This window comes from Acetobacter papayae (assembly GCF_047721125.1).
In the GTDB taxonomy this organism is placed as follows: domain Bacteria; phylum Pseudomonadota; class Alphaproteobacteria; order Acetobacterales; family Acetobacteraceae; genus Acetobacter; species Acetobacter papayae.
Genome location: NZ_JBDNWF010000010.1, coordinates 52,693 through 77,144, shown reverse-complemented (window position 1 = coordinate 77,144; position 24,452 = coordinate 52,693). Strand labels below are relative to the sequence as shown.

The 24,452-nt window shown below is 59.7% G+C and carries 22 protein-coding genes and 1 tRNA gene; 10 read left to right on the top strand and 13 right to left on the bottom strand.

Annotated elements, in window-relative coordinates:
* The first annotated feature begins 126 nt into the window (after positions 1–126).
* Positions 127–1,047 (top strand): polyphosphate kinase 2, encoded by a 921-nt coding sequence (gene ppk2, locus ABF757_RS05265; protein WP_415481230.1) that lies wholly within the window; start codon positions 127–129, stop codon positions 1,045–1,047.
* Positions 1,048–1,058: 11 nt separating this feature from the next.
* On the opposite strand, the gene ABF757_RS05260 is transcribed toward ppk2, so the two are convergent.
* The 3 genes from ABF757_RS05260 to ABF757_RS05250 form a co-directional block, all read right to left on the bottom strand.
* Positions 1,059–2,699, bottom strand: a complete 1,641-nt coding sequence (locus tag ABF757_RS05260; RefSeq protein WP_415481229.1) for an FMN-binding glutamate synthase family protein — start codon at positions 2,697–2,699, stop codon at positions 1,059–1,061.
* A 118-nt stretch (positions 2,700–2,817) separates the two neighbouring features.
* Positions 2,818–3,714 (bottom strand): pirin family protein, encoded by an 897-nt coding sequence (locus tag ABF757_RS05255; protein ID WP_415481228.1) that lies wholly within the window; start codon positions 3,712–3,714, stop codon positions 2,818–2,820.
* A gap of 89 nt (positions 3,715–3,803) precedes the next feature.
* Positions 3,804–5,234, bottom strand: coding sequence for an aminotransferase-like domain-containing protein (locus ABF757_RS05250; RefSeq protein ID WP_415481227.1), 1,431 nt, complete (start codon positions 5,232–5,234; stop codon positions 3,804–3,806).
* 187 nt (positions 5,235–5,421) lie between these two features.
* On the opposite strand from ABF757_RS05250, the gene ABF757_RS05245 reads away from it, so the two are divergent.
* From ABF757_RS05245 to ABF757_RS05230, 4 genes are all read left to right on the top strand, one after another.
* Entirely contained in the window at positions 5,422–6,225 is an 804-nt protein-coding gene (locus tag ABF757_RS05245) for a carbon-nitrogen hydrolase family protein (RefSeq protein WP_025860393.1), read from the top strand.
* Complete coding sequence (locus ABF757_RS05240) at positions 6,222–7,670, top strand: APC family permease (RefSeq protein WP_415481226.1); 1,449 nt, start codon at positions 6,222–6,224, stop codon at positions 7,668–7,670. The genes ABF757_RS05245 and ABF757_RS05240 overlap by 4 nt, the downstream gene beginning before the upstream one ends.
* 157 nt (positions 7,671–7,827) lie before the next feature.
* Positions 7,828–9,177, top strand: a complete 1,350-nt coding sequence (aptA, locus tag ABF757_RS05235; RefSeq protein WP_415481225.1) for an omega-aminotransferase AptA — start codon at positions 7,828–7,830, stop codon at positions 9,175–9,177.
* Between the two features lie 46 nt (positions 9,178–9,223).
* Entirely contained in the window at positions 9,224–9,616 is a 393-nt protein-coding gene (locus tag ABF757_RS05230; protein ID WP_025860394.1) for a tautomerase family protein, read from the top strand.
* Between the two features lie 65 nt (positions 9,617–9,681).
* On the opposite strand, the gene ABF757_RS05225 is transcribed toward ABF757_RS05230, so the two are convergent.
* The 5 genes from ABF757_RS05225 to gatC all read right to left on the bottom strand — a co-directional run bounded on the left by ABF757_RS05225 (position 9,682) and on the right by gatC (position 14,054).
* Positions 9,682–10,506 carry a DUF3828 domain-containing protein gene (locus ABF757_RS05225; RefSeq protein WP_415481224.1) on the bottom strand — a complete coding sequence of 275 codons (825 nt, stop codon included), beginning with the start codon at positions 10,504–10,506 and terminating at the stop codon, positions 9,682–9,684.
* Between the two features lie 60 nt (positions 10,507–10,566).
* Positions 10,567–10,659 (bottom strand) — tRNA-Ser (locus tag ABF757_RS05220).
* 169 nt (positions 10,660–10,828) lie between these two features.
* Complete coding sequence (gatB, locus tag ABF757_RS05215) at positions 10,829–12,283, bottom strand: Asp-tRNA(Asn)/Glu-tRNA(Gln) amidotransferase subunit GatB (RefSeq protein WP_415481223.1); 1,455 nt, start codon at positions 12,281–12,283, stop codon at positions 10,829–10,831.
* Positions 12,280–13,767 carry an Asp-tRNA(Asn)/Glu-tRNA(Gln) amidotransferase subunit GatA gene (gene gatA / locus ABF757_RS05210; protein ID WP_415481222.1) on the bottom strand — a complete coding sequence of 496 codons (1,488 nt, stop codon included), beginning with the start codon at positions 13,765–13,767 and terminating at the stop codon, positions 12,280–12,282. The genes gatB and gatA overlap by 4 nt, the downstream gene beginning before the upstream one ends.
* Positions 13,767–14,054 (bottom strand): Asp-tRNA(Asn)/Glu-tRNA(Gln) amidotransferase subunit GatC, encoded by a 288-nt coding sequence (gene gatC / locus ABF757_RS05205; protein ID WP_415481221.1) that lies wholly within the window; start codon positions 14,052–14,054, stop codon positions 13,767–13,769. Before gatC ends, gatA begins: the two co-directional genes overlap by 1 nt.
* A gap of 82 nt (positions 14,055–14,136) precedes the next feature.
* Here gatC and ruvX point away from each other — a divergent pair, with 82 nt between their 5' ends.
* The gene (gene ruvX / locus ABF757_RS05200) at positions 14,137–14,601 is read left to right on the top strand and encodes a Holliday junction resolvase RuvX (protein WP_415481220.1); all 465 of its coding nucleotides are present in this window, start codon (positions 14,137–14,139) and stop codon (positions 14,599–14,601) included.
* 97 nt (positions 14,602–14,698) lie between these two features.
* The gene (locus tag ABF757_RS05195; protein WP_025860397.1) at positions 14,699–15,148 is read left to right on the top strand and encodes a hypothetical protein; all 450 of its coding nucleotides are present in this window, start codon (positions 14,699–14,701) and stop codon (positions 15,146–15,148) included.
* Between the two features lie 147 nt (positions 15,149–15,295).
* Here the strand turns inward: ABF757_RS05195 and gabT are convergent, their stop codons facing one another.
* The 5 genes from gabT to ABF757_RS05170 all read right to left on the bottom strand — a co-directional run bounded on the left by gabT (position 15,296) and on the right by ABF757_RS05170 (position 21,501).
* Positions 15,296–16,600, bottom strand: a complete 1,305-nt coding sequence (gene gabT, locus ABF757_RS05190; RefSeq protein WP_415481219.1) for a 4-aminobutyrate--2-oxoglutarate transaminase — start codon at positions 16,598–16,600, stop codon at positions 15,296–15,298.
* A 136-nt stretch (positions 16,601–16,736) separates the two neighbouring features.
* Positions 16,737–17,684: a LysR substrate-binding domain-containing protein gene (locus ABF757_RS05185; RefSeq protein ID WP_415481218.1), complete on the bottom strand. Its 948-nt coding sequence runs from the start codon at positions 17,682–17,684 to the stop codon at positions 16,737–16,739.
* Positions 17,685–17,794: 110 nt separating this feature from the next.
* Entirely contained in the window at positions 17,795–19,378 is a 1,584-nt protein-coding gene (locus ABF757_RS05180; RefSeq protein WP_415481217.1) for a carbohydrate porin, read from the bottom strand.
* A gap of 398 nt (positions 19,379–19,776) precedes the next feature.
* The gene (locus tag ABF757_RS05175) at positions 19,777–20,748 is read right to left on the bottom strand and encodes an ABC transporter substrate-binding protein (protein WP_415481216.1); all 972 of its coding nucleotides are present in this window, start codon (positions 20,746–20,748) and stop codon (positions 19,777–19,779) included.
* Between the two features lie 27 nt (positions 20,749–20,775).
* The gene (locus ABF757_RS05170; RefSeq protein WP_025860401.1) at positions 20,776–21,501 is read right to left on the bottom strand and encodes a cysteine hydrolase family protein; all 726 of its coding nucleotides are present in this window, start codon (positions 21,499–21,501) and stop codon (positions 20,776–20,778) included.
* A 166-nt stretch (positions 21,502–21,667) separates the two neighbouring features.
* On the opposite strand from ABF757_RS05170, the gene ABF757_RS05165 reads away from it, so the two are divergent.
* From ABF757_RS05165 to ABF757_RS05155, 3 genes are all read left to right on the top strand, one after another.
* On the top strand, positions 21,668–22,615 hold the full coding sequence (locus tag ABF757_RS05165) for a LysR family transcriptional regulator (RefSeq protein ID WP_415481215.1): 948 nt from the start codon (positions 21,668–21,670) through the stop codon (positions 22,613–22,615).
* Positions 22,616–22,776: 161 nt separating this feature from the next.
* Complete coding sequence (locus ABF757_RS05160) at positions 22,777–23,928, top strand: hypothetical protein (protein ID WP_051543006.1); 1,152 nt, start codon at positions 22,777–22,779, stop codon at positions 23,926–23,928.
* Between the two features lie 108 nt (positions 23,929–24,036).
* Entirely contained in the window at positions 24,037–24,405 is a 369-nt protein-coding gene (locus ABF757_RS05155; protein ID WP_415481214.1) for a hypothetical protein, read from the top strand.
* The last annotated feature ends 47 nt before the right edge of the window (positions 24,406–24,452 follow it).

The following is a 24,452-nucleotide window of genomic DNA, read 5'->3' as shown; positions in this document are numbered from 1 at the left end:
TGTGTCCTGCGGGTGGAGCGTATGCCGTCCGCAGGGTAAAATTCTGAAAACAATAATGTTACCCAATGAATACCCGATATCATGCGCTCTGTGGAACGTGTGATCCTTTGCATGAAAGGAAAAACCATGGCCTACGACGAGTATCTGGAAAGCCTGACCCCCGAAGAGCGCGTCCGTGTGCAGATACGCCGTGAAATCATTGATGATCTGGATGAAGAGTTTGAACTCTCCTTGGAAGAGGAAGCCGCAGGCGGCTCTCTTGATGAGGAGGAAAAAGCCTTCCGCCGGGTCTATTTTCGTGAACTGGTGCGGTTGCAGGGCGAACTGGTCAGGCTGCAGGATTGGGTAAAGGCCACCGGGCACCGGCTGGTCGTGCTGTTTGAAGGGCGTGATGCCGCAGGCAAGGGTGGGGCAATCAAGCGGATAGCCCAGCGGCTCAACCCGCGTATCTGCCGGGTGGCGGCACTGCCTGCGCCTAACGACCGTGAGCGTACACAGTGGTATTTCCAGCGCTATATCGCCCACCTGCCTGCTGCGGGCGAAATCGTTCTTTTTGACCGGAGCTGGTATAACCGTGCCGGGGTGGAACGGGTTATGGGGTTCTGCACAGACGAGCAGTATGAAGAATTTTTCCGCTCCGTGCCGGAATTCGAGCGTATGCTCGTGCGTAGCGGTATTCAGGTGGTAAAATACTGGTTTTCTATCACGGATGATGAGCAGGAAGCCCGCTTTCGTGCCCGGATAGAAGACCCACTGAAACAGTGGAAGCTTTCCCCCATGGATCTGGAAAGCCGCCGCCGCTGGGAGCTGTATACCCGGGCCAAGGAAGTCATGCTAGAACGCTCCAGTATTCCTGAAGCGCCGTGGTGGGTTGTGCAGGGTGTGGATAAAAAACGTGCGCGCCTCAACTGTATTTCCCATCTGCTGTCTCAGGTGCCGTATGAAGATGTGCAGCACCCTGAAATCGTGCTGCCCGAGCGTGTTCATCACCCGGATTATGAACGTCAGCCGACGCCTGAATCCATGATTGTTCCTGAGATTTACTAAGTTTGTAAGGTTTAGTGCCGCAGGCGTGCGCGGAAGCTGTCCGGGTCGGCTTCATCCCACCAGCGGCGCAGCAGGGGGTGGTCTGTCCCGGCGATCAGTTCTCCCGGGGCAACGAACGGATAAAGTTCGTCCATCTGTAATGCCTGCGCCACATTGATACGGTGGCGTAGATGGGCTGGCTTGAAATCATCCGGTGAATTCAGGCCAGCTGCCACCACGATTTCATGCAGCGCATTCAGTGTTGACTTATGAAACCGCGCAACCCGTTCAGCTTTTTCTGAAACGACAAGCCCACGTTGCCGCGCTGGGGATTGCGTGGCAATGCCGGTTGGGCAGGTATCGGTATGGCAGCGCATGGACTGGATACAGCCCAGTGAGAACATGAAAGCCCGCGCGGCGTTGCACCAGTCAGCCCCAAGGGCCGCGTGCATGGCGATACCCGCTGCCGAGGCCACCTTGCCCGAGGCCGCCAGTTTGACCTGCCCCCGCAGGCCAGCGCCTACGAGCGCGTTGCGCGCGAGAATAAGCCCTTCGCGCAGGGGGGTGCCCAGACTGTCCGATAATTCCTGCGGGGCGGCTCCCGTGCCGCCTTCGGCCCCGTCTATGACGATAAAATCAAGCAAGATACCGCTGGCCAGCATGGCTTTGGTTACGGCAAAGAGTTCGTGTGGGTAGCCTACGCAGAGTTTGATCCCCACCGGTTTGCCACCGGACAGTTCGCGCATTCTGGCAGCAAATTCCAGCAGTTCCCTTGGTGTGGAAAATGCGCTGTGGGCTGCGGGGGAAAGGCAGTCCTGCCCGGCGGGAACACCACGGATATGGGCAATTTCTTCTGACACCTTAGGGCCGGGCAACACGCCACCATGCCCCGGTTTGGCCCCTTGCGAGAGCTTGATTTCGGTCATTTTCACCCGTTCGTCAGATGCACGGTCGCGAAAACGCTCGGGGTCGAACTGCCCATCCGCCGTGCGGCAGCCAAAATAACCCGACCCCAGTTCCCAGACGATATCGCCCCCGTGGCGCAGATGGTAGGGGGAGAGGCCACCCTCGCCGGTATCATGGTAAAAACCGCCCATTTTTGCGCCAAGGTTGAGCGCTTCGATTGCATTGGCGCTCAACGCGCCAAACGACATGGCGGAAATGTTCAGCCGGGAGGCGGAATAGGGCTGCGTGCACTGGCTGGAGCCCACCTGCACCCGCATGGCGGCATCGGCATGGGTATTGGGTACCATGGAATGGGCCAGCCATTCATATTCGCCGTCATAAACATCTAGTTCCGTGCCGAAAGGATGCGCATCCGTAGCCCCTGTAGCGCGGGCATAGACCAGTGCGCGCGTGTCCAGACTGAACGGGCGGCCTTCCAGATCGCCCTCGACAATATAGGAACGCAGGAACGGGCGCAGCCATTCAAAAAACCAGCGAAACCGTGCGGAAGCAGGGAAATTGCGCCTGAGGCTGTGCCGGGTTTGTATCAGGTCGATCAGGCACAGGGCAAAAACCGCCAGCGCGGGCACAAGCAGCAACAGGGCGGCAGGGTGGACAGGCGCAAGGCAGAAAGCCGCCACCCCCAAAAGCAGACTGGCCCATAACAGCCCGTTGCGCCCGAGAGCGCAGTCCGTGAACAGGGCAGCGAGCAGGGTTGCTGTTTTCATGGTCATGCCTCATGGCTGGTTACGCCGGGCCGGCTATCCGTCGGTTGAGGCGGACGATAGAATGCCGTGGGCTCAATGCGTAAACACGCTTACGCTATCAGTATGAACATTTACGTAATCAGGTAGCCGGGGGTGTCTGGGGCGGCAGGGTGCCAGCGGGGAGGGGAATAAACTCATCGTGGTCGGCATCGGGTAGTTTCATGCGACCCGCCTGCCAGTCCATGGCGGCCTGTGTCAGACGTTCCTTTGATGAACTGACAAAATTCCACAACAGAAACCGCTCGCCTATCGGCTCACCCCCCAACAGCATGACGGTTGATGGCTCAACGGCTTCAAACCATGTGCTGCCGGGGCTGACAACCAGCATCCGCCCGGCTTCATACTCCTGATGATCGAGGTGGATACGGCCTCTGGCAATGTAGAGTGCCCGTTCGGGGTAAGCGGTGGGCAGTTCCGCGCGGGCGCCGGCTGCGAGTTCAAGATGCACGTAAAAAAGCGGCGAGTGCGTGCGCGCTGCTGCCGTAAGTCCGTAAGCGCTGCCGGCAATAAGCTGGCCATGGAGTCCGGCCTCGGCCCAGTGGGGCAGGTCCTCACCGGCCAGATGCGCGAAGGAGGGGGCTGATTCCTCCTCTTCACGGGGGAGGGCAACCCAGGCCTGAATGCCGTGCAGGTGGTCCCCCATGGCGCGGGCTTTCTCAAAACGCTCGCTATGGGTAATGCCCCGCCCGGCTGTCATCCAGTTGACGGCATCCGGCCGCACGGCCTGCTCCGACCCCAGACTGTCGCGGTGCATGATCTCGCCTGAGAAAAGATAGGTAACAGTCGAAAGGCCGATATGGGGGTGGGGCCGCACATCCACATGGCGGTCCACGCCCTGAGGCAGATCCAGCGGGCCGAGATGATCAAAAAAAATGAACGGCCCCACCATGCGTCTGCGGGCATGGGGCAGCACACGGCCCACTTCCAGCCCGCCTCCTAGACTGCGTCGCCGCTGTTCTATCGTCAGTTCTATCATGGGGGCTCCTTACCGTTATCCGGGGTGGGTGTGCCGGGGGGTAGGCCATCGGTTTATCCGTAACGCGCGGGGCGGGGGGTGGCTCCCGCTCAGAAACCGCTCCGGGCTTCGGTGCGTAGAAAGGTCAGGAGTGTGGGGCTGTCACATTGCGTGACATTGAAACGGAACCACGGCGTATCCTGCCCGGTAGGGCAAAACAGGCTGCCGGGGGCAAGCAGGATATCGGCCTGTGCGGCGCGGCGCATGATGGTGCGGACCTGTTTGTCCCCCGGAAAGCGCGCCCATACGAACATGCCGCCCGAAGGCTGTGTGTACAGGGCCAGACCGGCTTTGAGCAGGGCGGCGCAGGTGGCTTTCTGCGCCTTGAAAAGCCCTTCGCGCAGGTCCGCCAGATGCGAGTGGTAAAAACCGCCTTGCAGGATGGAGCAGACCAGCGCCTCGTTGAGCGAGGATGAGGTCAGCCCCACGGCCATTTTGTATTCCATTATCCGCCGGGCCAGATCGGGTGCGCAGCGCACATAACCAACCCTCAGGCCGGGGGTAATGGTTTTTGAAAAACTGCCGACATGCACCACACGCTCCTCGGTATCCATGCGGGCAAGGCAGGGCTGGGTCTGGGGGGCAAGGTCGAGAAAGATATTGTCCTCGATCACGGTCAGTCCATGCTGGCAGGCCAGTGCGTACAGCGCCGTTATGTTGGCGGCCGTGGAGCAGACGCCGGTGGGGTTATGCAGCACGGATGTTGTGACCATAACGGTGGCGCGTTCATGCGCCAGAATGTGTTCAAGGGCTGTGATATCCACCCCTTCTTTGGTGCGGGGCACGCCGCGTGCGCTCAGGCCGAGCATGTGCAAAAGGGGGTAGAGGTTGCAGTAGCCGGGGTCATCCACCAGCACCGTGTCGCCCGGTTTTGTGCAGGCACGCAGGGCCAGTTCCAGCCCCTGCGAGGCACCATGGGTGAGCACGATACCTTCTTCGGGGCAGGGAATGGCCCTGCGCGCCAGAAGCTGGCGGATAGCCAGCCGGAGTGCGGGAAAGCCTGCGGGGTTTCCGTAATCCAGAAAGGTGGGCAGCAGGTCGGAGCGTGCCAGCCGCTCCAGCGCGCGGCGCACGGACAGGGAGTAGCGATACTGCTCCGACAGCCAGCCGCACCCGGCTTTTATGGTGGGGGCCGTGGTTTCATACGCATGCTGAAGCAGCCAGAGCGGGTCGTCCTCACCGGGGTCTGGCCGGGGGGGCGGGGCTGTACGGGCCGCGAAATATCCGCTCCGCGCATGCGCCACCAGCACCCCGGCTTCTACCAGTCGGGTATAGGCGTTGGCTACGGTCAGGGGGCTGACCCTGCACAGCCGCGCCATATGCCGGATGGAAGGAATACGCTCCCCGGCGGGAATATCGCCATTGCGGATGAGCGTGCCCAGACGGGTGGCAAGCTGCGCCACCAGCGGTGTGGGCAGGGTGGCATCCAGTTGAATGGACGAGGCAGCGGAAAAATTCCCGAAAGTCGGCGCGGAGGACACCAGTACAGATTCTTTCAGATTATGGAATTTCTGTACATATCATGAATGGCTTTGCGCCCGCCATGGCATGGTGCGTGTGTGTTCACGGTGTGGGGACGGGGAATGTGTCTTGCGAGGGCATTGAGTTCCCCATCGCTGTGCCTATAGTGACGTAATTGTTTTGATATAGAAACAGGATGACACGCTCATGCGTATAGCCGGCCTCCAGACCGCAGGCACGCCCGGCAGGGTGGACGCAAACCTGACCGAACTGGGGCAGGCCGTGGTGCGTGCCCGTCAGGACAATGTCCAGTTGCTTGTCACGCCGGAACTGTTTGTAACAGGCTACGACATAGGCGAAAGCCTGCGCGATCTGGCCCGTTTTGATCCGCTGCCCGCTATCCGGGCCATGGCGGCAGCGCATGGTGTGGCCATTTTGGTCGGCTATGCCGAACATACCGAGCAGGGGCTTTATAACAGCGCAACCCTTGTGGATGCCGAGGGCCATACCCTGCTGCATTACCGCAAGCAGCATCTGTTTGGCGAACTGGACCGGGCCTTTTTCCTGCCCGGCTCCGCCCCGCCCGAAGTCATTACCTATCAGGGCATGCGCCTTGCCAGCATGATCTGTTACGATGTGGAGTTTCCCGAATATGTGCGCGCCACCGCTCTGGCGGGGTGCGAACTGCTACTGGTGCCAACCGCCCAGATGGAGCCGTTCACGTTTATTGCCCGCGAGGTTATCCGCACCCGCGCGTGGGAAAACCAGATTTATATCGCCTACATCAATCACGATGGGCAGGAAGGCCAGACCCGCTATGTCGGCAACAGCCAGATTGTCGCCCCTGATGCCTCGGTTCTTGCCCGGATCGAGCAGGGCACGGGGCTGATTACAGCAGATGTTTCGGCGCAGGTTGTTGCCCGCGCCCAGCATGCAAACCCCTATCTGCAGGACAGGCGCCCTGCTTCATATCAGAGTCTGGTCGCCGCTTTTGAAAAGGACATGCCATGAGCACGGACCATTCTGCCGCCACCAGTGCTGAAGGGCCGGTACACGGCCGCCTTTCGGGGAATCTGGGTGTTGCGGAAATCATCTTCATGGTGATGGCCGCCGCCGCCCCGCTAACGGTTGTCAGCGGTAACGTGCCGCTGGCCATTGCACAGGGGAACGGGGCGCTGGCCTGGACAGGCTTTGCGGCGGCTTCGTTCGTGCTTTTGCTGTTTTCTGTCGGTTTTGTCACCATGACGCCGCATATCACGCAGGCGGGTGCGTTTTTTACCTATGTGCGCGAAGGGCTGGGAGCGCGGGCCGGGCGGGGGAGCGCCTTTCTGGCATTGCTGACCTATACGGCCATTCAGCTTGGCGTATATGGCTTTTTTGGCTGGGCGATGGATGATGCCGTGCGCCAGTGGGGTGGTCCTGCCTTGCCATGGTGGGTGTATGCTCTGCTGGCCCTTATTCTGGTGGCGTTTCTGGGCTACCGGCATATCGAACTCAGCTCGCGCGTGCTGGGGGTGGCCCTTGTGCTTGAAATCGGGGTTGTCCTGATCATGAACGCCGCCATTGTGTGGCATCCGGTACCGGTTGCGGCACCGGCGGGGGCGGAAAGCGTTGCCTCCGGCCCGTTTGCCGTGGCGCTGCTGTTTGCCATTACCGGCTTTCTGGGGTTTGAAGCCACGGCCATTTTCCGTGATGAAGCCCGTGATCCTGAAAAAACCATTCCCCGCGCTACCTACGGGGCTGTGCTGATTATTGGTTTTTTCTATGCTTTTTCGTGCTGGTGCGTAATCGAGGCCTGGGGGGCGGGCTCCGTTACGGCCATAGCTCACACATATCTGGACAATGGCGGTAACATGGTGCTGGAAACCGCCGGGCGTTATGCGGGCGGAACCGTGCGTGAAATCATGCAGGTGCTGTTGCTTACCAGCCTGTTTGCCTGCCTTCTGTCATTCCACAACATTATTGCCCGCTATTTTCTGGTGCTGGGGCGTGAGGCCATTCTGCCGGATTTTCTGGCCCGTACGCATGACCAGCATGCCTCGCCCCATGCCGCCTCGCTGTCGCAGACGGGTATGGCTGTTGTGCTGGTGGGGTTGGCCGCATGGTCTGGCGCTGATCCGCTTATCAGTGTTTTCGGGTCCATGGCGGGTATTTCAACAGTGGGTATTATTCTGCTGATGATCCTGACATCGCTCGCTGTTGTCAGGTTTTTTCAGTCCAGACCGGATCTGGCGCGTGGGCAGGCTATCAAAACGATGTGGCTGCCAGTTATGGCCTCTGTGGTGCTGGTGGCGGTTCTGTACATCATTCTGGTCAATTTCGTTATTATTACCGGCCTTTCAGCACTCGTCAGCACCGGGCTTGCCGTTCTGCCTTTCTGTGTCACTCTTTTTGGGTTCTGCCTGAAAAACACCGTTACCGGGGCAGCATCTGTGGCCGATTATACGGTCCGGTAAACCAGCGGATTTTTATCCGTTTTATGGGTGTCTGCCTGTTATGTACAGATGCGCCTGACTTGGGGGTGTCTGTACATATACCACCCGCATACAAATTGTTACGGTTGGTTATAAACCGCTCCCGGACCGGACGGCCACATAGGCAGGATTTTTCACCATGTCGCACGCTACAGGCAATTTCGACCCCATGGCCACCGCCCGTGAGGGCACGTACTGGCAGCCCTTTACCGCCAATCGCCGCTTGAGCGCCAATCCTGCGCCACGCACGGTGGTGGAGGCGCAGGGCGCTTATTACAAAAACATTGAAGGCAACAGGCTATTTGATACGCTGTCCGGCCTGTGGTGTACTCCGCTTGGGCATGCCCACCCGCTGATTGCAGAAGCGGTGAAAACGCAGGTAGAAACCCTCGATTTCGCGCCTAGCTTCCAGCTTACACATCCCGGTGCGCTGCAACTGGCCCAGCGGATTGCGACCATGGCGCCCGATGGCATGAACCATGTGTTTTTTGCCAACTCCGGTTCCGAGGCGGTGGATACCGCGCTCAAAGTGGCGCTGGGCTATCACCGTATCCGTAATGAGGGTAATCGCTTCCGCATGATCGGGCGTGAGCGCGGCTACCATGGTGTCGGGTTTGGCGGCATGTCCGTGGGCGGGATTGTCTCCAACCGTAAAATGTTCGCGGCGGGTATGATGCCCGGTGTCGATCACCTGCGTCACCCCTACGTGCCGGAGAAGGTTGCGTTTTCACGCGGGCAGCCCACATGGGGTGCCGAAATGGCGGATGATCTGGAGCGCCTGGTAGCGCTGCATGACGCTTCGACCATCGCTGCGGTTATTGTCGAGCCCGTACAGGGGTCAACAGGCGTGCTGGTGCCGCCCGTGGGCTATCTGCAGCGCCTGCGCGAAATTTGCACGCGGCATGGCATTCTGCTGATTTTTGATGAAGTCATTACGGGTTTTGGCCGTATGGGTGCCGCGTTTGGTGCGCAGCGCTTTGGTGTTACCCCCGATATGATCTGCTTTGCCAAGGCAGTGACCAACGGCATCGTGCCCATGGGTGGCGTGATTGTCAGCGATGCAATCTACAATACGTTCATGACCGGGCCAGAAAATGCCATAGAGTTCTGCCACGGTTACACCTATTCGGGTCATCCGCTGGCGGCGGCTGTTGGCAATGTGGTGCTGGATGTCATGGAGCGCGAAGATCTGTTCGCGCAGGTGCGAGCACTGGAACCCGTGCTGGAAGAAAGCATTCATACTCTGTCCGACCTGCCCGTTGTGGCGGATATCCGCAATATCGGGCTGACAGCGGCAATCGACCTCAAACCGGCGGAAGGTAAGCCGGGCGCACGGGGGCTGGCGATTTTCGAAGCCGGGTTGCAGCAGGGCCAGCTCCTGCGGTGCACGGCGGACACGATCTCCTTCGGGCCTCCGTTCATTTCCACCGCGCAGGAACTGCGCGACATGGTGGCTACAGTCCGTAACCTGATCAGCGCTGTCGCCTGATTGGGGTATTGTCTTACCCACGTCTGACAGAAAAGGGAAAACTCTTATGCCTTTGCTGCATTTTCATATTATCAAGGGTAGCCGTACCCCGGCTGAAACCAAAACACTTCTGGACACCGCGCACGCCGCCATGCTCGAAGCATTTGGCGTGCCCGAGCGCGACCGCTACCAGCTTGTTTCCGAACATGATGCTTCGCACATGATTATCGAGGATACGGGGCTCGACATCCCACGCACCAACAAGGTGGTGTTGTTGCAGGTTGTATCCCGCCCGCGTTCGAAGGAACAGATTGCGGCATTCTATCGTCTGCTGGCTGAAAAGCTCGAACAGGCCTGCGGTCTGGCACCGGCTGATCTGATGGTGTCCATCATCCAGAATGCCGATGAGCACTGGAGCTTCGGCCTTGGCCGTGCCCAGTTCCTGACTGGGGAACTCTAACTGTATCTGGGGGTGGGTGGGAATTTCCATCCGCCCCGGTTTTCTTTCCAGTCTGTAAAGGGTGTTTATTGCTCTTTGCAGTCAGGGAGGGGATTATACAGGGCCAAGTCAACCAGATAAATCTTCCAGCCACTTTTGGTGTGCTGTAGCCTGACGCATATTGCCTGTGCATCACTTACCTGACCAGAAGACGCCATAAAAACCCGAACAACGGCTTTGTCTTTGTCTTCCTTGATTGTTTTGACTGATATCAGGGAGGCCCACTCAGCAGCAAAATCCTGAGTATGCGTAAAATAATCTGAATCCCCTAAATAATTCGGATCTGAATCCGGCAGCATATCTCCAACCGGTTGTGCATGATACGAACGCATAATTTTTTCATATAATGATTTTGTGATGTATTTCTTGATATTCATGCCGCAGAAATAATTATTATTGACTGATCTAGGGAGAGATTCGGTATTTTTGCTACATTCGACCATGTATTTTTTATAAAAACCCAGAGTCATCTGCTCAGGTGTTGTGGTTTGAGCGTTGGCCCAGAATGGGAAAAAAGCAGCAATAAAAAGGGCTAAAGCTGATAGTTTCAGCTCATGGCGTGTTCCGGTCAATTGTATGCGGTGGTTTTGCATCGTGATATATCGCTGCCATAAGGCAGCACTCTCTAGCTGAAATATGGGTAAGAGTGAAAATCTGTCACCCGATATGATCATCTGTTTATCGGATGGGTCAATGGCCCATGGTTGCTCTATCCCGGTTACAGCCCGGCCACTCTGCAAGAAGCGATGCGCCGATCTTGCTCCAGTCTCTGGCCATGTCGAACAAGCGCGGTGCAGGGGCGAGACCTCGCCGCTGCTTATGATCTGCTTATCACGCGCGCGATCGCTCATGCCTGCCTGAAGAAATAGGCGAGGTCGGTTTGTTTTTATTGGATGGGAATATTTAAAAATTGGCGGAGGGGATGGGATTCGAACCCACGGTACGGCTTGACACCGTACAACGGTTTAGCAAACCGCCGCCTTCAGCCACTCGGCCACCCCTCCGCCGAAGAGTGCACACATACACGACGTTTGCACTGCTGCTTTTAGGGGGGCAAATGGGATTCGTCAAACCCTCTTATGCAAGTTGACATTTATTTTTTGCAAACAGGGGGTTTTGTCAGGTTTATGGCCCTGTGCGGGGCGGGGTATTCCGCCCCGCACAGGGGTGTTTTCAGCCGTTGAGGCGGGCCTGAAGAGCCTCGTTCACCAGAGCCGGGTTACCCTTGCCCTTGGTTTCCTTCATGACCTGTCCCACAAAGAAGCCGAACAGCTTGTCCTTGCCGGAGCGGTATTCCGCCAGCTTGTCGGCGTGCTTGTCCAGCACTGCCGTAATGGCTGCGTCAATCGCGCCGGTATCGGTTACCTGCCGCAGGCCCTTGCGTTCCACGATGGCTTCCGGGTCTTCGCCGGTTTCCACCATGTCTTCAAACACTTCCTTGGCGATCTTGCCATTGATGGTGCTATCCGCGATCAGGTCCAGCATCTTGCCAAGGCTGGAAGCGCTGACAGGGCTGGTCTCGATCGTGGTGGAAGTGCGGTTGAGGGCTGCGAACAGGTCGCCCGTAACCCAGCTTACCGCCAGCTTGCCATCGCGCCCACGGGCTACGGTTTCGTAGTAATCCGCCACAGCCTGCTCTGCGACCAGCACCCCGGCATCATAGAAGGTAATGCCGTATTCCTGCTGGAAGCGCGCGCGCTTGGCATCGGGCAGTTCGGGCAGGGCGGCGTGCAGGCTGTCCACCCAGGACTGTTCAAGCACCAGCGGCAGCAGGTCAGGGTCGGGGAAGTAGCGGTAGTCATGCGCGTCTTCTTTCGAGCGCATGGTGCGGGTTTCGCCCTTTGTGTGGTCGAACAGGCGGGTTTCCTGATCCACCGTGCCGCCGTTTTCCCAGATTTCGACCTGACGTGCCGCTTCGGCCTCAATCGCCTGCATGACAAAGCGGATGGAGTTGACGTTCTTGATCTCGCAGCGGGTGCGGAAAGGCTCACCCGCCTTGCGGACAGACACGTTCACATCCGCACGCATGGAGCCTTCCTCCATGTTGCCATCGCAGGTGCCCAGATAGCGCAGGATCTGGCGCAGCTTGCGCAGATAGGCCCCTGCCTCTTCCGGAGCGCGGATATCGGGCTCACTGACGATTTCCATCAGCGCGACACCTGCGCGGTTCAGGTCCACGAAAGATTTTGTGGGGTCCTGATCGTGCAGCAGCTTGCCCGCATCCTGCTCCAGATGCAGGCGCGTGATGCCGATGGAGCGGGTTTCCCCATTCGCCAGTTCGATGGTGATGGTGCCCGTTCCCACAATCGGGTGCTCGAACTGGCTGATCTGGTAGCCCTGCGGCAGATCGGCGTAAAAATAGTTCTTACGGTCGAAACGGCTGGTCAGGTTGATCTGCGCGTTCAGCCCCAGCCCGGTGCGGATGGCCTGTGCCACGCAGGCGTGGTTGATGACGGGCAGCATGCCGGGGAAGGCGGCATCCACCAGACTGACCTGCGTGTTGGGGTCGCCACCAAAGGTGGTGGACGCACCGGAGAACAGCTTGGAGTGGCTGACGACCTGAGCATGAACCTCAAGCCCCACCACAATTTCCCACTGGCCGGTCTGGCCTTCGATCACGTAGCTCATGCGCCTGCTCCCGCATGCAGGGTGGGCCGGTGTGCAAAACCCGCCGCTGCTTCCAGCGCGCCGCCAACCGACAGCACGGTTTCTTCATCAAAATGGCGGCCCAGCACCTGCAACCCGAGCGGCAGGCCAGAACCGTTCAGCCCCACCGGCACCGACAGGCCGGGGATACCGGCAAGGCTGGCGGGCACGGTAAAGATGTCGTTGAGATACATCTGCACGGGGTCGTTCTGGTTTTCTCCCTGAGCAAAAGCGGCTGAGGGGGCCGTGGGGGTCAGGAGTACATCCACGTTTTCAAACGCCTGCTCAAAATCACGGCGGATGAGTGTGCGAACCTTCTGGGCCTTGAGGTAATAGGCATCGTAATAGCCAGCGGACAGCACATAGGTGCCCATCAGGATACGGCTGCGGACTTCTGGGCCGAAGCCTGCGGCGCGCGAGGCCTCGTACACCGCGTCGAGCGAGGCGCCGTCCACCCGCTTGCCAAAGCGGATGCCATCATACCGTGCAAGGTTGGAAGAGCATTCCGCCGGAGCGATAATGTAATAGCTGGTCAGCCCGTAGCGGGTGTGGGGGAGGGAGACATCCACCACCTCGCATCCGGCCTCACGCAGCCAGGCAATGCCCTGCTCCCACATGGCCAGCACGTCTTCGGGCAGGCCGGGGGCGCGGTATTCGGTGGGGATACCCACCCGCAGGCCCTTCACGCTCTTGCCCACGGCCTTGTGGAAAGCCGGAACCGGGCGGGAGGAGGAGGTGCTGTCGCGCTCATCAAACCCGGCCATGGCTTCGAGCATCAGCCCGGCATCGGCCACGCTGCGGGTCATGGGGCCTGCCTGATCGAGCGAGCTGGCATAGGCGATCACGCCCCAGCGGCTGCACCGGCCATAGGTGGGTTTCAGCCCGACAATGCCGCAATACGCGGCAGGCTGGCGGATGGAGCCACCCGTGTCCGTGCCGGTTGCAGCCAGAGCCAGACCAGCGGCCACAGCGGCGGAGGACCCGCCTGAAGAACCACCGGGCACAAGGGCGACATCGGGTTCGCCCGTGCGGCGCCACGGGCTGGTGGTCGCCCCGAAAGCGGATGACGTGTTGGCCGAACCCATGGCGAATTCGTCCAGATTGGTCTTGCCCAGAAAAACCGCGCCTTCCTTGAGCAGCCGCGCCGTAACCGTGCTTTCATAGGGCGGCACGAAGTCGGCCAGAATCGCACTGGCGGCTGTCGTGCGGATGTCCTTTGTGCAGAACAGGTCCTTGATACCGATGGGCAGGCCATCCATCAGCCCGGCCGTGCCTGCGGCGTAGCGGGCATCGGCGGCATCGGCCTGTGCCAGAACGGTCTCTTCGGGCAGGACGGTAATATAGGCGTTCAGCGCGGGGTTAAGGCGGGCGATGGCGTCCAGATGCGCCTTGGCCAGTTCACGCGCGCTGAAAGTGCGGGCGGCAAGGCCCGCGCGGGCTTCGGTCAGGGTCAGTCCGGTTAGCATTATTCGACAACCTTGGGTACGGTGTAAAAAGGCCCGGCCGTTTCGGGGGCGCAGGCCAGCAGGGCGTCGCGGCAGTTGCCGTCATTCACCACATCTTCGCGCTGGCGCAGGGTTTCGGTTTCCGTGCCGACCATGGGGGGCACGCCATCCACGTTCACTTCGGCAAGTTGATCGATCCAGCCCAGAATACTGTTGAGCTTTTGCGTGGTGGCTTCAAGCTCAGCGTCTTCAAGGCCGATACGGGCCAGTTTGGCTATGCGTCGGGTGGTCGCAAGGTCGAGCGACATGAAAGCGGACCCCTCAATTGTTCAGACAGATGGTGCGAAAGCCCCTAGCATAATCGGGCGCGGTGCAACATACCATGGGGCCATGACTCTGCTCAGCCTGGCCGATCTGGCCGCGACATTGCCCCCTCAGTCCCGCCTGCTGGGTATTGACCCCGGCAGCCGTCAGGTCGGGCTTGCCCTGTCCGATGTGCTGCGCATGGTGGCCAGCCCTCTGAAAACCGTCAAACGGGGCAAGCTGGGGCAGATGGCGACCCTTGTGAGGGAACTGGCGCGTGAACACGGCATAGGCGGCATGGTGGTGGGCATGCCGCTTTCCCTCGATGGCGGGTTTGGTCCTGCTGCACAGGCCAGCCGTGACTGGACACTGGCGCTGTCCGAGCAGACGGGCCTGCCCGCCTGCCTGTGGGATGAGCGCCTTTCCTCTGCTGCGGTCAACCGCATGCTTATCAACGAGGCCGACATGTCGCGTGCGCGGCGGGCCGAAATGGTGGACAAATTGGCTGCAGCCTATACGCTGCAGGCGGCGTTGGATGCCATGCCCCGGTAGCAGGTCTGAAAAACAGCCTGAAAATACGGGGCTCATATTTGCCACAAATGGACGACATGCTTGTGGCAACCAAACATAGCCAGGAGAAAACGGGCCTATGTCCAAACATATGTTTAATGCCGCCGCCCTGACCATGATGGGAGCCGCCGTGTTCGCGCTCAGCCTGCCGCCTGCTCCGGCTCATGCCGAAGATGCTGTTGGCAAGGCTTGGGATTCCACCAAGACGGGCACCGAACAGGCATGGGACAAAACCAAATCCGGTACCGAAAAGGCGTGGGATAAAACCAAATCCGGTTCGGAAACGGCGTGGGACAAGACAAAGTCTGGCAGCGAGAAGGCATGGGACAAGACCCGTGACGGTAGCGAGACCGCTTGGGACAAAACCAAATCCGGCAGCAAGAAAGCCTGGAACAAGACCGAAAACGCCACGACCGGCGCCGCACATGATGTGGGCAAGTGGGGTGACAAAACCGGCAAGAAAATCGGTAATGCCGGAGAGAGTGTCGGCAAGGATATTGGCAGCGTTTTTTCCAGCAAGGACAAGTAAGCCTTACCTGTCTGATAGCGGGTTACGGCTCGCATAAGAAAAAGCCCGCCACCCCATGCAGGAGTGGCGGGCTTTTTCATGCCGTGGTTTGGCGTGCGGGGTGTTCTGGCCTTTGGGCAAGGCCAGAACCTTTCCGCTTCGTCAGGCTCAGGCCTTGGCGGCGTCCAGCAGGGCCTGTTCCAGAATGTCCAGACCTTCGTCCACCAGCGCATCGGAGGCGGTGAGCGGCGTCAGGATACGGACCGTGGCCCCCTGCACGCCACAGGCCAGAACGATCAGACCTTTTTCACAGGCCATGGCGCACAGCTTGGCGGCAAAGCCTGCGCGGCGCTCTTCGCCCGCATGGCGTTCCAGCACGTCAAAGGCGACCATAGCACCCAGCCCGCGCGGCTGGCTGATCGGCAGCAGGTCGGTGCGCTTATGCCAGCCCGCGATACGCGCCTTGAGGCGCTCGCCCATGGCGTTGGCGCGGTCGATCAGCTTTTCCTCATCGATCACGTCCAGCACGGCCAGAGCAGCGGCGCAGGCCAGCGGTGCACCGGCATAGGTGCCGCCCAGCCCGCCGGGGGGCACGGAGTCCATCAGATCAGCCCGGCCGATAACGCCCGAGAGCGGCATGCCCCCCGCCAGAGACTTGGCGACGCAGATCAGGTCAGGCTCAATGCCGGAATGTTCGATGCCGAACAGCTTGCCGGTACGCGCAAACCCGGACTGCACTTCATCAGCAATCAGCTTGATGCCGTGCTGGTCGCACAGGGCGCGCAGGTGGCGCAGCAGGGCTGGCGGCGCAATGCGGAAACCACCTTCACCCTGTACGGGCTCGATGATGATGGCGGCCACGTTGTCAGGGCCGATATCGGAGGCAAAGAGGAAGCCCAGCATCTTCAGGCTGTCTTCTACCGTGACGTCACCATCAGGGAAGGGCACGTGATAGATTTCACCCGGCAGGGTGCCGAAGGGGGCCTTGTAGGGCTGCACCTTGCCGGTCATGGCCGTGGCCAGCAGCGTGCGGCCATGGAAACCGCCGCAGAAAGCGATAACACCCGTACGGCCCGTGGCGGCGCGGGCGATCTTGACCGCGTTTTCCGTGGCTTCGCCACCGGTGGTGAAGAAAATCGTCTTGGCAGGGCCGGTGAACGGCGCGCGGGCGTTCAGCTTTTCAGCCAGTTCGATATAGGGCTCGTAGGCACAGACCTGAAACGCGGTGTGGGTGAAGTGCTCAAGCTGCTTCTGCACGGCCTCAACTACCTTGGGGTGACGGTGCCCGACATTGAGCACCGCAATACCCCCGGCGAAATCAATGTAACGGCGGCCTTCGACATCCCACAGTTCGGCATTTTCAGCCCGGTCGGCAAAAACCGGAGTGGCCACGGATACGCCACGCGGCACGGCGGCCTGACGGCGCACGAGCAGGGCGGCATTGGTTGCGGCGGGTGGTGTGGTGTTCAGCATGGTCATTCGCTCCGGCTAATGGCGGAACACGGGGCATGCCGCTGGGGGGCGTGCGTGTTCGTTTCGGTTTGTTTCGTTAAGCAATTTTTCATCAGGGCGGGAGGAGATTTTTCTGTCGTCAGGTGGTGACTTTTAATCACCGTTCAGGCGGGGTGGTGCCTTCCTGTCTGGCGGCTTCTTCCAGCAGCCATGCCCGGAACGCGCTCAGGGCCGGTTTGTCCCATGCCTGAGCGGGCGCCCGCAGCATATAAGCGCCCAGCGTGGTGTCGATCAGAGGGGTCTGGCTGGGCTGCACACGCACCAGCCGCCCGGATTCGAGGTCATCTCCCAGCAGGAAGGCGTTGCTCAGGGCAATGCCTTCACCCGCGCGGGCGGCTGCGAGCGTGACATGCGCCTGCCAGAGCCGCCCGGCGGCGTTCAGCGCGCCGGGTCGCACGTTCTGGGCGGCAAACCACAGGCGCCATTCGCTGTCATCTTCCTCCAGCAGTAGGGGGGCGTGCAGCAGGTCGGCGGTGGTGCGTGGCTGCCCACCCATTGCGCTCAGCCCGGCGGGCGAGATAACGGGAAAAACGGCGGGCCGGGCAATCAGCACGCTCCGCAGGTCGCGCGTGTCCGTGCTGATGGTGTTGTCCTGTCGGTAGCCGATCTGCGCGTGGCTGTGCGGGCTGACACCGCTGACATGAAAGGTCGTGTTGGCATCTACCGCGCGCAGCAGCACATCCGTGCCGGGATAAGCCCGGCGGAACGCGCCCAGTCTGGGCAGCAGCCAGTGATAGGCAAAGCCGTGCGCGCAGGTCACGGTCAGGGAACGGGGCTGGTTACGTAGCTCGGCCGTGGCATTGGCCAGTTCGTCCAGCAGGGGGGCTATGCGGTCGTGGTAGCTCTGCCCGGCCTGTGTCAGCGCGCCGGTTTCGCGGTCGCGCAGGGGGGTGCCCAGTCGCTGCTCAAGGTCGCGGATATGGCGGCTGATGGCGGCATGGTCCATGCGCAGGGCCGCCGCCGCCCGTCTGATACCCCCGGTGCGGGCGAAAGCAACAAAGGCGTTCAGGGCCGCGAGGGGGGGGATATGCGCGCGTGAATCCATGCGGAACGGCTAGAAAATGAAAGAAGATCACTCCATTGGACGGGAAAGCGCTCAAAAGGCAAGGGGGGCGCACCGGGAAAGAATGCAGGGCTGGGCCATGCAGGCTGTTTTCAGAAGGTAACGGAGGAGCGCAGGCCAAAAATGGCCTCGTTCTGCACCGTATGCTCGTGTGTCCAGTCCAGCACCCCGCCGGAGGGGTTGAAGATGTACTGGAAATCGGGCTGGAGGGTGCACCAGGGTAGAATCTGGGCCTGATAGGTCAGCTCTATATAGGTTTCGGTGTTCTGTACGGGCAGGCGGGCCGTGCGGTCGTACTGGCGTAAACCGGATGAGGCCTGTCCAAGCCCCCAGCCAAGCCCCAGCGTGTCATTCAGGCGTGAGCGGAAGGGGGCGTTGAAGTTGATGCCCATATCCACCGCAAAGCTGATCTGGGTGCTGATGGACGGGCCGCTGCCTGTCACGCGGGTGAAAGCGCCGATGGAGCGGGCGGAATCGGGGGCCGGGCGCCAGAGCATCTGGTCTATAACGGCGTAAATCAGCCAGTTACCCGCCACCATGCGGGGAGAGGCGGTTGTATCCTGCGCGCTGCCCAGCGGAATGCCGCTGGTATTGTAGCGGTAGTCGGGAAAATCAGCTGTATCGTAATAGCCACCCAGTTTGTAAATGCCCGGCAGCCCCACATGGCCCGGCCCCGGATTAATGGCATACTGGATTTCGGCCATCAGCAACGCGCCGGTGTTCATGTTGAACAGCGTGCCGCTGCCATCCATGGCTGTCTGGTTGGTGGGGTCCGCCGTGTTGCCGCCATGCTGGACAGTAAAGGCATTATAGCGCACCCCGGCGGGGTTATCATCCGCCGCGGCAACCAGAATGCTCAGGCTGTCATTGGGGCGATAGCGCACGCGGATGGCGGGCGCGCTCAGCGGCCATGACGGGCCACCACTATACAGGTTGTTGGAGGGGGCTACCGGCCAGCCCATATTGGCGTTCAGATACAGCGCGCCGTAGTTGGAAATCAGGAATTCCGTATCCAGATCCTGCTGCCCGATCTTGATATCCAGCGTGTTGTCCAGAAAAGATTGCTGGTACCACAGTTCAAACAGGCGGGTGGAGCGGTCGGCCTCATAGCCCGAGACCGGGTTGAACAGGGCAAGATGATCCTGCGAGATCGACCGGCCATGGGTTTGCAGGGCGCTGATATTGAACAGGCCCCCGCGCAGGCCCATGACTTTTTCCAGATCAAGGCCCAGTGTCACCAGCGTAACGCCATCATAATACGGGCCAGTGCCTGAGCCCTTGCCGCCATCCCCCGCCGAGGCGCTGCCACCTGTGACGTTGGCCCATAATTCGTCCACTTCCTGCACATCGAGCGTAATGCCTTGATGCGCCATCCAGTGCCGCGCTCCCCACAGCCCGCCCAACAGGTGATCGTCCATCTCATCTGGGGCTTCTGTCGCGGTGGGGAGCGGAGGGCTCGCATCGGCATTGGCATCGGTGCGTCCCGCATCGGGCATGGTTATAGGGCCGATCTGCTCAATGACGGGGGCGGAATGGGCTAGCCGCCGCTGATCGAGTTCCACCTGTGTTTCAGGCTGTTCAGCCCGTGCAGGTGTGCCGGACAGCCCCGCCCATAATGCGGGGGCTGACAGGGCAAGCAGGAGGAACCACGCCCCGACAGGGGGGCGTGGCGTCATGAATCTGTCTGGCTCACAGAGTGAGGAAAAAGGGCGTGCGTTAGGGAAAATCAGGATAATTCACTCAGGAACAGGGCAGAGAGGGTTGCGGCGTCAGGTCGGCACCATAACCGCAAGGCCTGCCATGGACAAAGCCATCCAGCCATGCGGAATGTTCCGGTGGCTGGAATTCATTGAATTATCATAATCATCGGCGGCCCACATCGCTTGCCTGTGTGGGTTTGCCCGTGCGGACAGGGCGCGTGAATGGCTGCCATACAGGCAGTGGAACCATAGCGGTATGCCGGATGGCGGCAGCTTTGCCATTGGGGCAGGGCCGCAGCGCGCCCGGTAGGTCAGTCTGGGCCATGCCGTCAGGTGCGCGGGTGCGTAAGGTGCGGCACCCGCGCAAGGGGGGATCAGAACAGTGGTTTGATGGTGCTGTCCACGTTCTGGGGCGTTTTGTAGACGTTGTATTTTACATTGAAGCGGTCAGCGTTTTCATCCGATCCGTAAAGGGAGTTCAGCCCCGGACCGCGTTCAAAGATCGGGCGGCTGTCAGACAGGCTGAGCAGGTGTGTGCCATCCAGAAACCGCTTGTATGTTTTGGGCGCAATGCCCACGCGTCGGGCCATGATATCGATGGCATCGGCCTGGGTTGCGGGGTCTTTGATATAGGCCACCACCCGGTCCCAGATCTGGACAACCTCGCGCCACTCCTTTTCGTGGGTTTTCAGGCTGAGCGGATCGACCGAGAGCGTGTCGTAAATCAGCCCCGGCGCATCATGTGAGGTAAAGAGCGGGTGAGAGCCCGAAACCTCATGCAGCGCCTGTCCCGCATTGGGCTGCCATACCCCGATAGCCGATACACTGCCCGAGGCCAGAACCTGCGGCGTTTCATTGGTGGGGGTATGAACGATAGTGATGTCGCTTTCCGACAGGCCGCTGCGTTGCAGGGCTGTGAGCAGCAGCAGATGATCGACCAGCCCGGTTTCCACCGCCACCTTATGACCTTTCAGGTCGCCCACGGTTTTAATGTCCTGTGTGGCAACGATCATGTCATTGCCGTCCGAATAGTCGTTCAGCATGATCGTAATGCTTTTATGCCCGTTGGCTCCGGTGCTCAGTACATCACCATTGGTGGCGCTGATGGCGTCGAGCTTGCCCGTTGCGTAGGCATCCAGCATGGCACCGTAATCGAACCAGTCGAATACGACATCGAGCTGTTTTTCAGCAAACCAGTGCTTATCGATGGCGATCTGCCAGGCCACGCTGCCCGGCCAGTCGCTATAGCCAATGCGTAAGGGCTCGGCCTGCGCGCTGCCCGCAAGGCATGCCAGACCGAAGGAGCAGGCGGCCAGAATTGTTTTCCACGAAAAACGCTTTGTCATGGCAGGGGTCTCCGCTTGGTTTGCCGCTCAGGACGCTGTGTGTCCGGGGTGCTGCTTCTGTCCGAGGGTTTCCAGTACGGCGATCAGATCGTCCGATTTGCCAACCGTGCCGAACAGGGTCGAGGGGTCACGGATAATGCTGACAGCCGCCTCCTTGAGTTCCAGCGTAACGGCGGCGGTCGCATCTTCGAGCAGGAGGTTGTCAAACCCCCGGTCAGCCGCCTCACGCATGGAGGTATGGACACAGCATTCCGTGGTGACGCCGGTAAAAACAAGATGGCGGATGCCGTTGGCGCGCAGGATATGCTCCATTTCCGTGCCGTAAAAACAGCCGCTGCCGACCTTGTCGATCATGATATCGCCCGGTTCGGGGGCGAGTTCGGGAATAATTTCATGCCCCGGCTCGCCGCGTGTCAGCACGCGGCCGAGGGCAGTATATTCGCCAACACCCGCGCCATCATAGGCAAGGCGGGTGCGGAACTGCTTGACGGCGGTCAGGTCGGAGCCATCGGGGCGGTGGCCCTCGCGGGTGTAGATCACTTTCATGCCTGCGGCTCTGACGGCACCCAGAACGCGTTTGATCGGTTCTATAGGCGCGCGCATGAGGTCAAGCGCGGGTGTCAGGCTGGCGACCCACCCGCCCGGCGCGCAGAAATCAACCTGCATGTCGATAATGACCAGAGCGGTTTCCGAGGGGTGGAAATCGCCGGTAAAGGGAAAATCATACCCTGTCGCGGGAACCTGAAGTGCCATGCTCTGTAACCCTGAAAAAAATAGAGACCGTGTGGTGCGGGGGCGGTTATGCGCCGTGCCTTCAGGGTAGTGTAGGCCAAGCCATACGCGGAACGCCTAAAAAAATGATAAGGGGTATAAGATTGTAGTATATCAAAACAGGGTCAGACGAACGGGAGAACCCAGCATGACGGCGCGCACGGACCAGCCTTTGTCGCAGGATGAAAGGCGCTTTATCACGCGGGCTGACTGGAACCTGTTTCGCCAGTTTTATGAAATCGCCCGCTGCGGCAGTATTAGTGCTGCGGCCCGCTCGCTGGGTATGCACCAGCCGGGCCTAAGCCTGTCGCTCAGGCGGTTGGAAGAGCAGGTGGGGGTGCAGCTATGCCGCCGCACACCACAGGGTATTGCGCTGACACCGGCGGGCAAGGCGGTTTTTGAACAGATTACCGAGGCGGCGGAGGCGGTGCGGATGGTGCCGCATGTAGCCCGTGAGGCCGCAAGGCGGATCGAAGGTACGCTGCGGCTGAGCATGATTTCGGATATTCTCTGTCAGGACCTTGATGATGCCCTGACTTCATTCTCAGCCCGCCATCCTGATGTAACGGTCAGGGTGGAAATCCGCACATGGCGTAACGTGCTGGATGCGGTGCAGTCGGGCGAGGCAGATGTGGGGGTAACGTATGAGAGCGAGTCCGTGCCCACGCTGCGTTACGAACCCATGCTGCGTGAAAGCCAGCAGCTTTATTGCGGGCGTGCGCATCCGCTTTTCGGACATTCGATCAGAAATCCCGCGACACTGGCCGGGCAGCGTTTCATTCTGGCGGCTGCGGATGAACCTGCGGATGTCGGGCGGTTCAGGCTGCATTACGATTTGGGCAAAAACACCGTGGCACAGGCGGATGACCTGAGTGAAGCCATGCGTCTGATCCGTCTGGGTTTGGGTATAGGGTTTTTACCAACCATCGTGGCCGAACCACTGGGTGAGCGGCTCTGGCCTCTGCTGCCGGGTTCGCTGCGGCCAAGTTATTTTGTGTATCTCATTACCGGCGATTTTACCCGGCTTTCGACTCCCGCCCAGCTTTTCCATGAAGAAATACTGCGCCGCCTGCGCGCAAGGCCCGGTTTTCGTTAAAAGCGACAGGGCTATGCGTAACGCTAAGTAATTTCGCGCATCCCGTCTAAACGATATCATATCGTAATATTTCCGTGTCGCCAGCGGGTAAGTGCGGCCACAAGGAGATGTTCATGATTGCGCGCGTGTCGCGGCTTCCTATGAGCCGCAGGAAGAAAATGATGTGGTGTGGCGGCATATTGTCCGCCTGTGCGGCCTTTGGCCTGTCCCAGCCCCGTCCGGCGCAGGCCGGTGTTACGGTCAATTTCGGCAAGGACAAGTCTTTTACGCTCGGTGTGGGTGTGCGTGGCCAGTACTTGACCCGTGACCCCGCAACCAAGGATAATTCCAGCGCGGCCAGTGCGGCTGACTTTCGTGTTTACATGGGCGCGCAGTTTCATCGCTATGTCAAAACAACGCTGAACCTCGAACGCCTGCGCGATGGTAACTGGAACGTGCTCGACGGCATCTTGCAGGTTGAACCCATGAAGGCGTTCAATGTCTGGTTCGGGCGGATGCTGACCCCGAGTGACCGTTCAAACCTTGATGGACCGTATTTTCTCAGCACCTATGCCTTTCCGCTGGTTTCGCAATATCCCGGTGCATGGTCTGGCCGTGATGACGGTGTAACCATCTGGGGCAAGGTGCTGAATGATCGCTTCCGCTATACGGCGGGTATTTACCGTGGCCATAACTGGGTGCCCGGTGGATCGAACTACGGCGAGCATCCGCTGTTTGCTGGCCGGCTTGAATATAACTTTCTCGATCCCGAACCCTCTCCAGCCTATTACACCGCCAGCACCTATTACGGAAAAGCCGATATTCTGGCCATTGGTCTGGCCGGGCAGTATGAGGTGGATGGCGTAGGCTCTGCCCAACAGAAAGGTGATTACAAAGCCTGGAACGTGGATGGCCTGTTTGAGAAAAAGATAGGCAAGGACGCCCGTTACGGCGTTTATACCCTTGAGGGTGCGTATTATCAGTACTACACCGATGGCGTGAAAGATATTGCAGCCGGTTATGGCCAGCGCGACCCAGATTACGGGAATGTTGGCGGTATCAATAACGGTACGGCTTTTCTGCTCAGCACGGCGTATCTTATTCCTTACCGGCTGGGCTGGGGCCGCGTGCAGCCGCTGGTACGGTATCAGGAGTTCATTTACAAAAAAGATATGTATGGGCCGGGGCATCCGAAAACCACACAGTTCGATGCAGGGGCCAACTACGTGATGGACGGACATAACCTGCGCTTCACGTTCGATTATGTTCGCTACAGCCCGGCAGGCAGTCAGGCATCGAATGCGTTTCTGCTGGGTATGCAGTTGCAGTACTGATCCGGTCTGAGACCGCTTGTTCCAATTTCCGGCCGGGTTGTGCACGATTATCCCGGCTTTATCGGAGTGCAGACCTTGAAACGATCTTTTCTGTACGGGGCTCTTTTCATGTCCTGTCCCCTTGGTATGGTGACGGCCCATGCCGCGCCATCTTTGCAGAGCATGGACTGCCGACATCTTGTGGTGGAAGATGTCAGGCTGAGCGATAAGATCAGCGCGCGCCAGAATCATGATACGACAGCGGCTGAAAAAGGCTCGGCGTTCAGCGTCAGTTTTGACCCGTTCCCGGGCTTCGGAATCATGAACGGCATGACCCTTACCCCCTCGGGGCATGGTGGGGTCAATGAGTGGGATGACATGAAACTCGAAGACCTTGAAAAAAGGCTGTCAGAAGTCCAGGCCCTTGAGCAGCAAAAACTCTGCCCGAATATTACTGTGCCTTCAGACGAGCAGCCCCGTCTTTCTGACGCAAAATAAGACGACCGCGCGCAGAGAGGCCGCCGCTTGATGCGGCCTCTCTCCAT

Excerpts from the sequence above, each read along its gene's own strand:
- ppk2 (WP_415481230.1), top strand. The coding sequence starts at position 127 with ATGGCCTACGACGAGTATCTGGAAAGCCTGACCCCCGAAGAGCGCGTC.
- ABF757_RS05260 (WP_415481229.1), bottom strand. The coding sequence starts at position 2,699 with ATGAAAACAGCAACCCTGCTCGCTGCCCTGTTCACGGACTGCGCTCTC.
- ABF757_RS05255 (WP_415481228.1), bottom strand. The coding sequence starts at position 3,714 with ATGATAGAACTGACGATAGAACAGCGGCGACGCAGTCTAGGAGGCGGG.
- ABF757_RS05245 (WP_025860393.1), top strand. The coding sequence starts at position 5,422 with ATGCGTATAGCCGGCCTCCAGACCGCAGGCACGCCCGGCAGGGTGGAC.
- ABF757_RS05240 (WP_415481226.1), top strand. The coding sequence starts at position 6,222 with ATGAGCACGGACCATTCTGCCGCCACCAGTGCTGAAGGGCCGGTACAC.
- aptA (WP_415481225.1), top strand. The coding sequence starts at position 7,828 with ATGTCGCACGCTACAGGCAATTTCGACCCCATGGCCACCGCCCGTGAG.
- ABF757_RS05230 (WP_025860394.1), top strand. The coding sequence starts at position 9,224 with ATGCCTTTGCTGCATTTTCATATTATCAAGGGTAGCCGTACCCCGGCT.
- ABF757_RS05225 (WP_415481224.1), bottom strand. The coding sequence starts at position 10,506 with ATGAGCGATCGCGCGCGTGATAAGCAGATCATAAGCAGCGGCGAGGTC.
- gatB (WP_415481223.1), bottom strand. The coding sequence starts at position 12,283 with ATGAGCTACGTGATCGAAGGCCAGACCGGCCAGTGGGAAATTGTGGTG.
- gatA (WP_415481222.1), bottom strand. The coding sequence starts at position 13,767 with ATGCTAACCGGACTGACCCTGACCGAAGCCCGCGCGGGCCTTGCCGCC.
- gatC (WP_415481221.1), bottom strand. The coding sequence starts at position 14,054 with ATGTCGCTCGACCTTGCGACCACCCGACGCATAGCCAAACTGGCCCGT.
- ruvX (WP_415481220.1), top strand. The coding sequence starts at position 14,137 with ATGACTCTGCTCAGCCTGGCCGATCTGGCCGCGACATTGCCCCCTCAG.
- ABF757_RS05195 (WP_025860397.1), top strand. The coding sequence starts at position 14,699 with ATGTCCAAACATATGTTTAATGCCGCCGCCCTGACCATGATGGGAGCC.
- gabT (WP_415481219.1), bottom strand. The coding sequence starts at position 16,600 with ATGCTGAACACCACACCACCCGCCGCAACCAATGCCGCCCTGCTCGTG.
- ABF757_RS05185 (WP_415481218.1), bottom strand. The coding sequence starts at position 17,684 with ATGGATTCACGCGCGCATATCCCCCCCCTCGCGGCCCTGAACGCCTTT.
- ABF757_RS05180 (WP_415481217.1), bottom strand. The coding sequence starts at position 19,378 with ATGACGCCACGCCCCCCTGTCGGGGCGTGGTTCCTCCTGCTTGCCCTG.
- ABF757_RS05175 (WP_415481216.1), bottom strand. The coding sequence starts at position 20,748 with ATGACAAAGCGTTTTTCGTGGAAAACAATTCTGGCCGCCTGCTCCTTC.
- ABF757_RS05170 (WP_025860401.1), bottom strand. The coding sequence starts at position 21,501 with ATGGCACTTCAGGTTCCCGCGACAGGGTATGATTTTCCCTTTACCGGC.
- ABF757_RS05165 (WP_415481215.1), top strand. The coding sequence starts at position 21,668 with ATGACGGCGCGCACGGACCAGCCTTTGTCGCAGGATGAAAGGCGCTTT.
- ABF757_RS05160 (WP_051543006.1), top strand. The coding sequence starts at position 22,777 with ATGTGGTGTGGCGGCATATTGTCCGCCTGTGCGGCCTTTGGCCTGTCC.
- ABF757_RS05155 (WP_415481214.1), top strand. The coding sequence starts at position 24,037 with ATGTCCTGTCCCCTTGGTATGGTGACGGCCCATGCCGCGCCATCTTTG.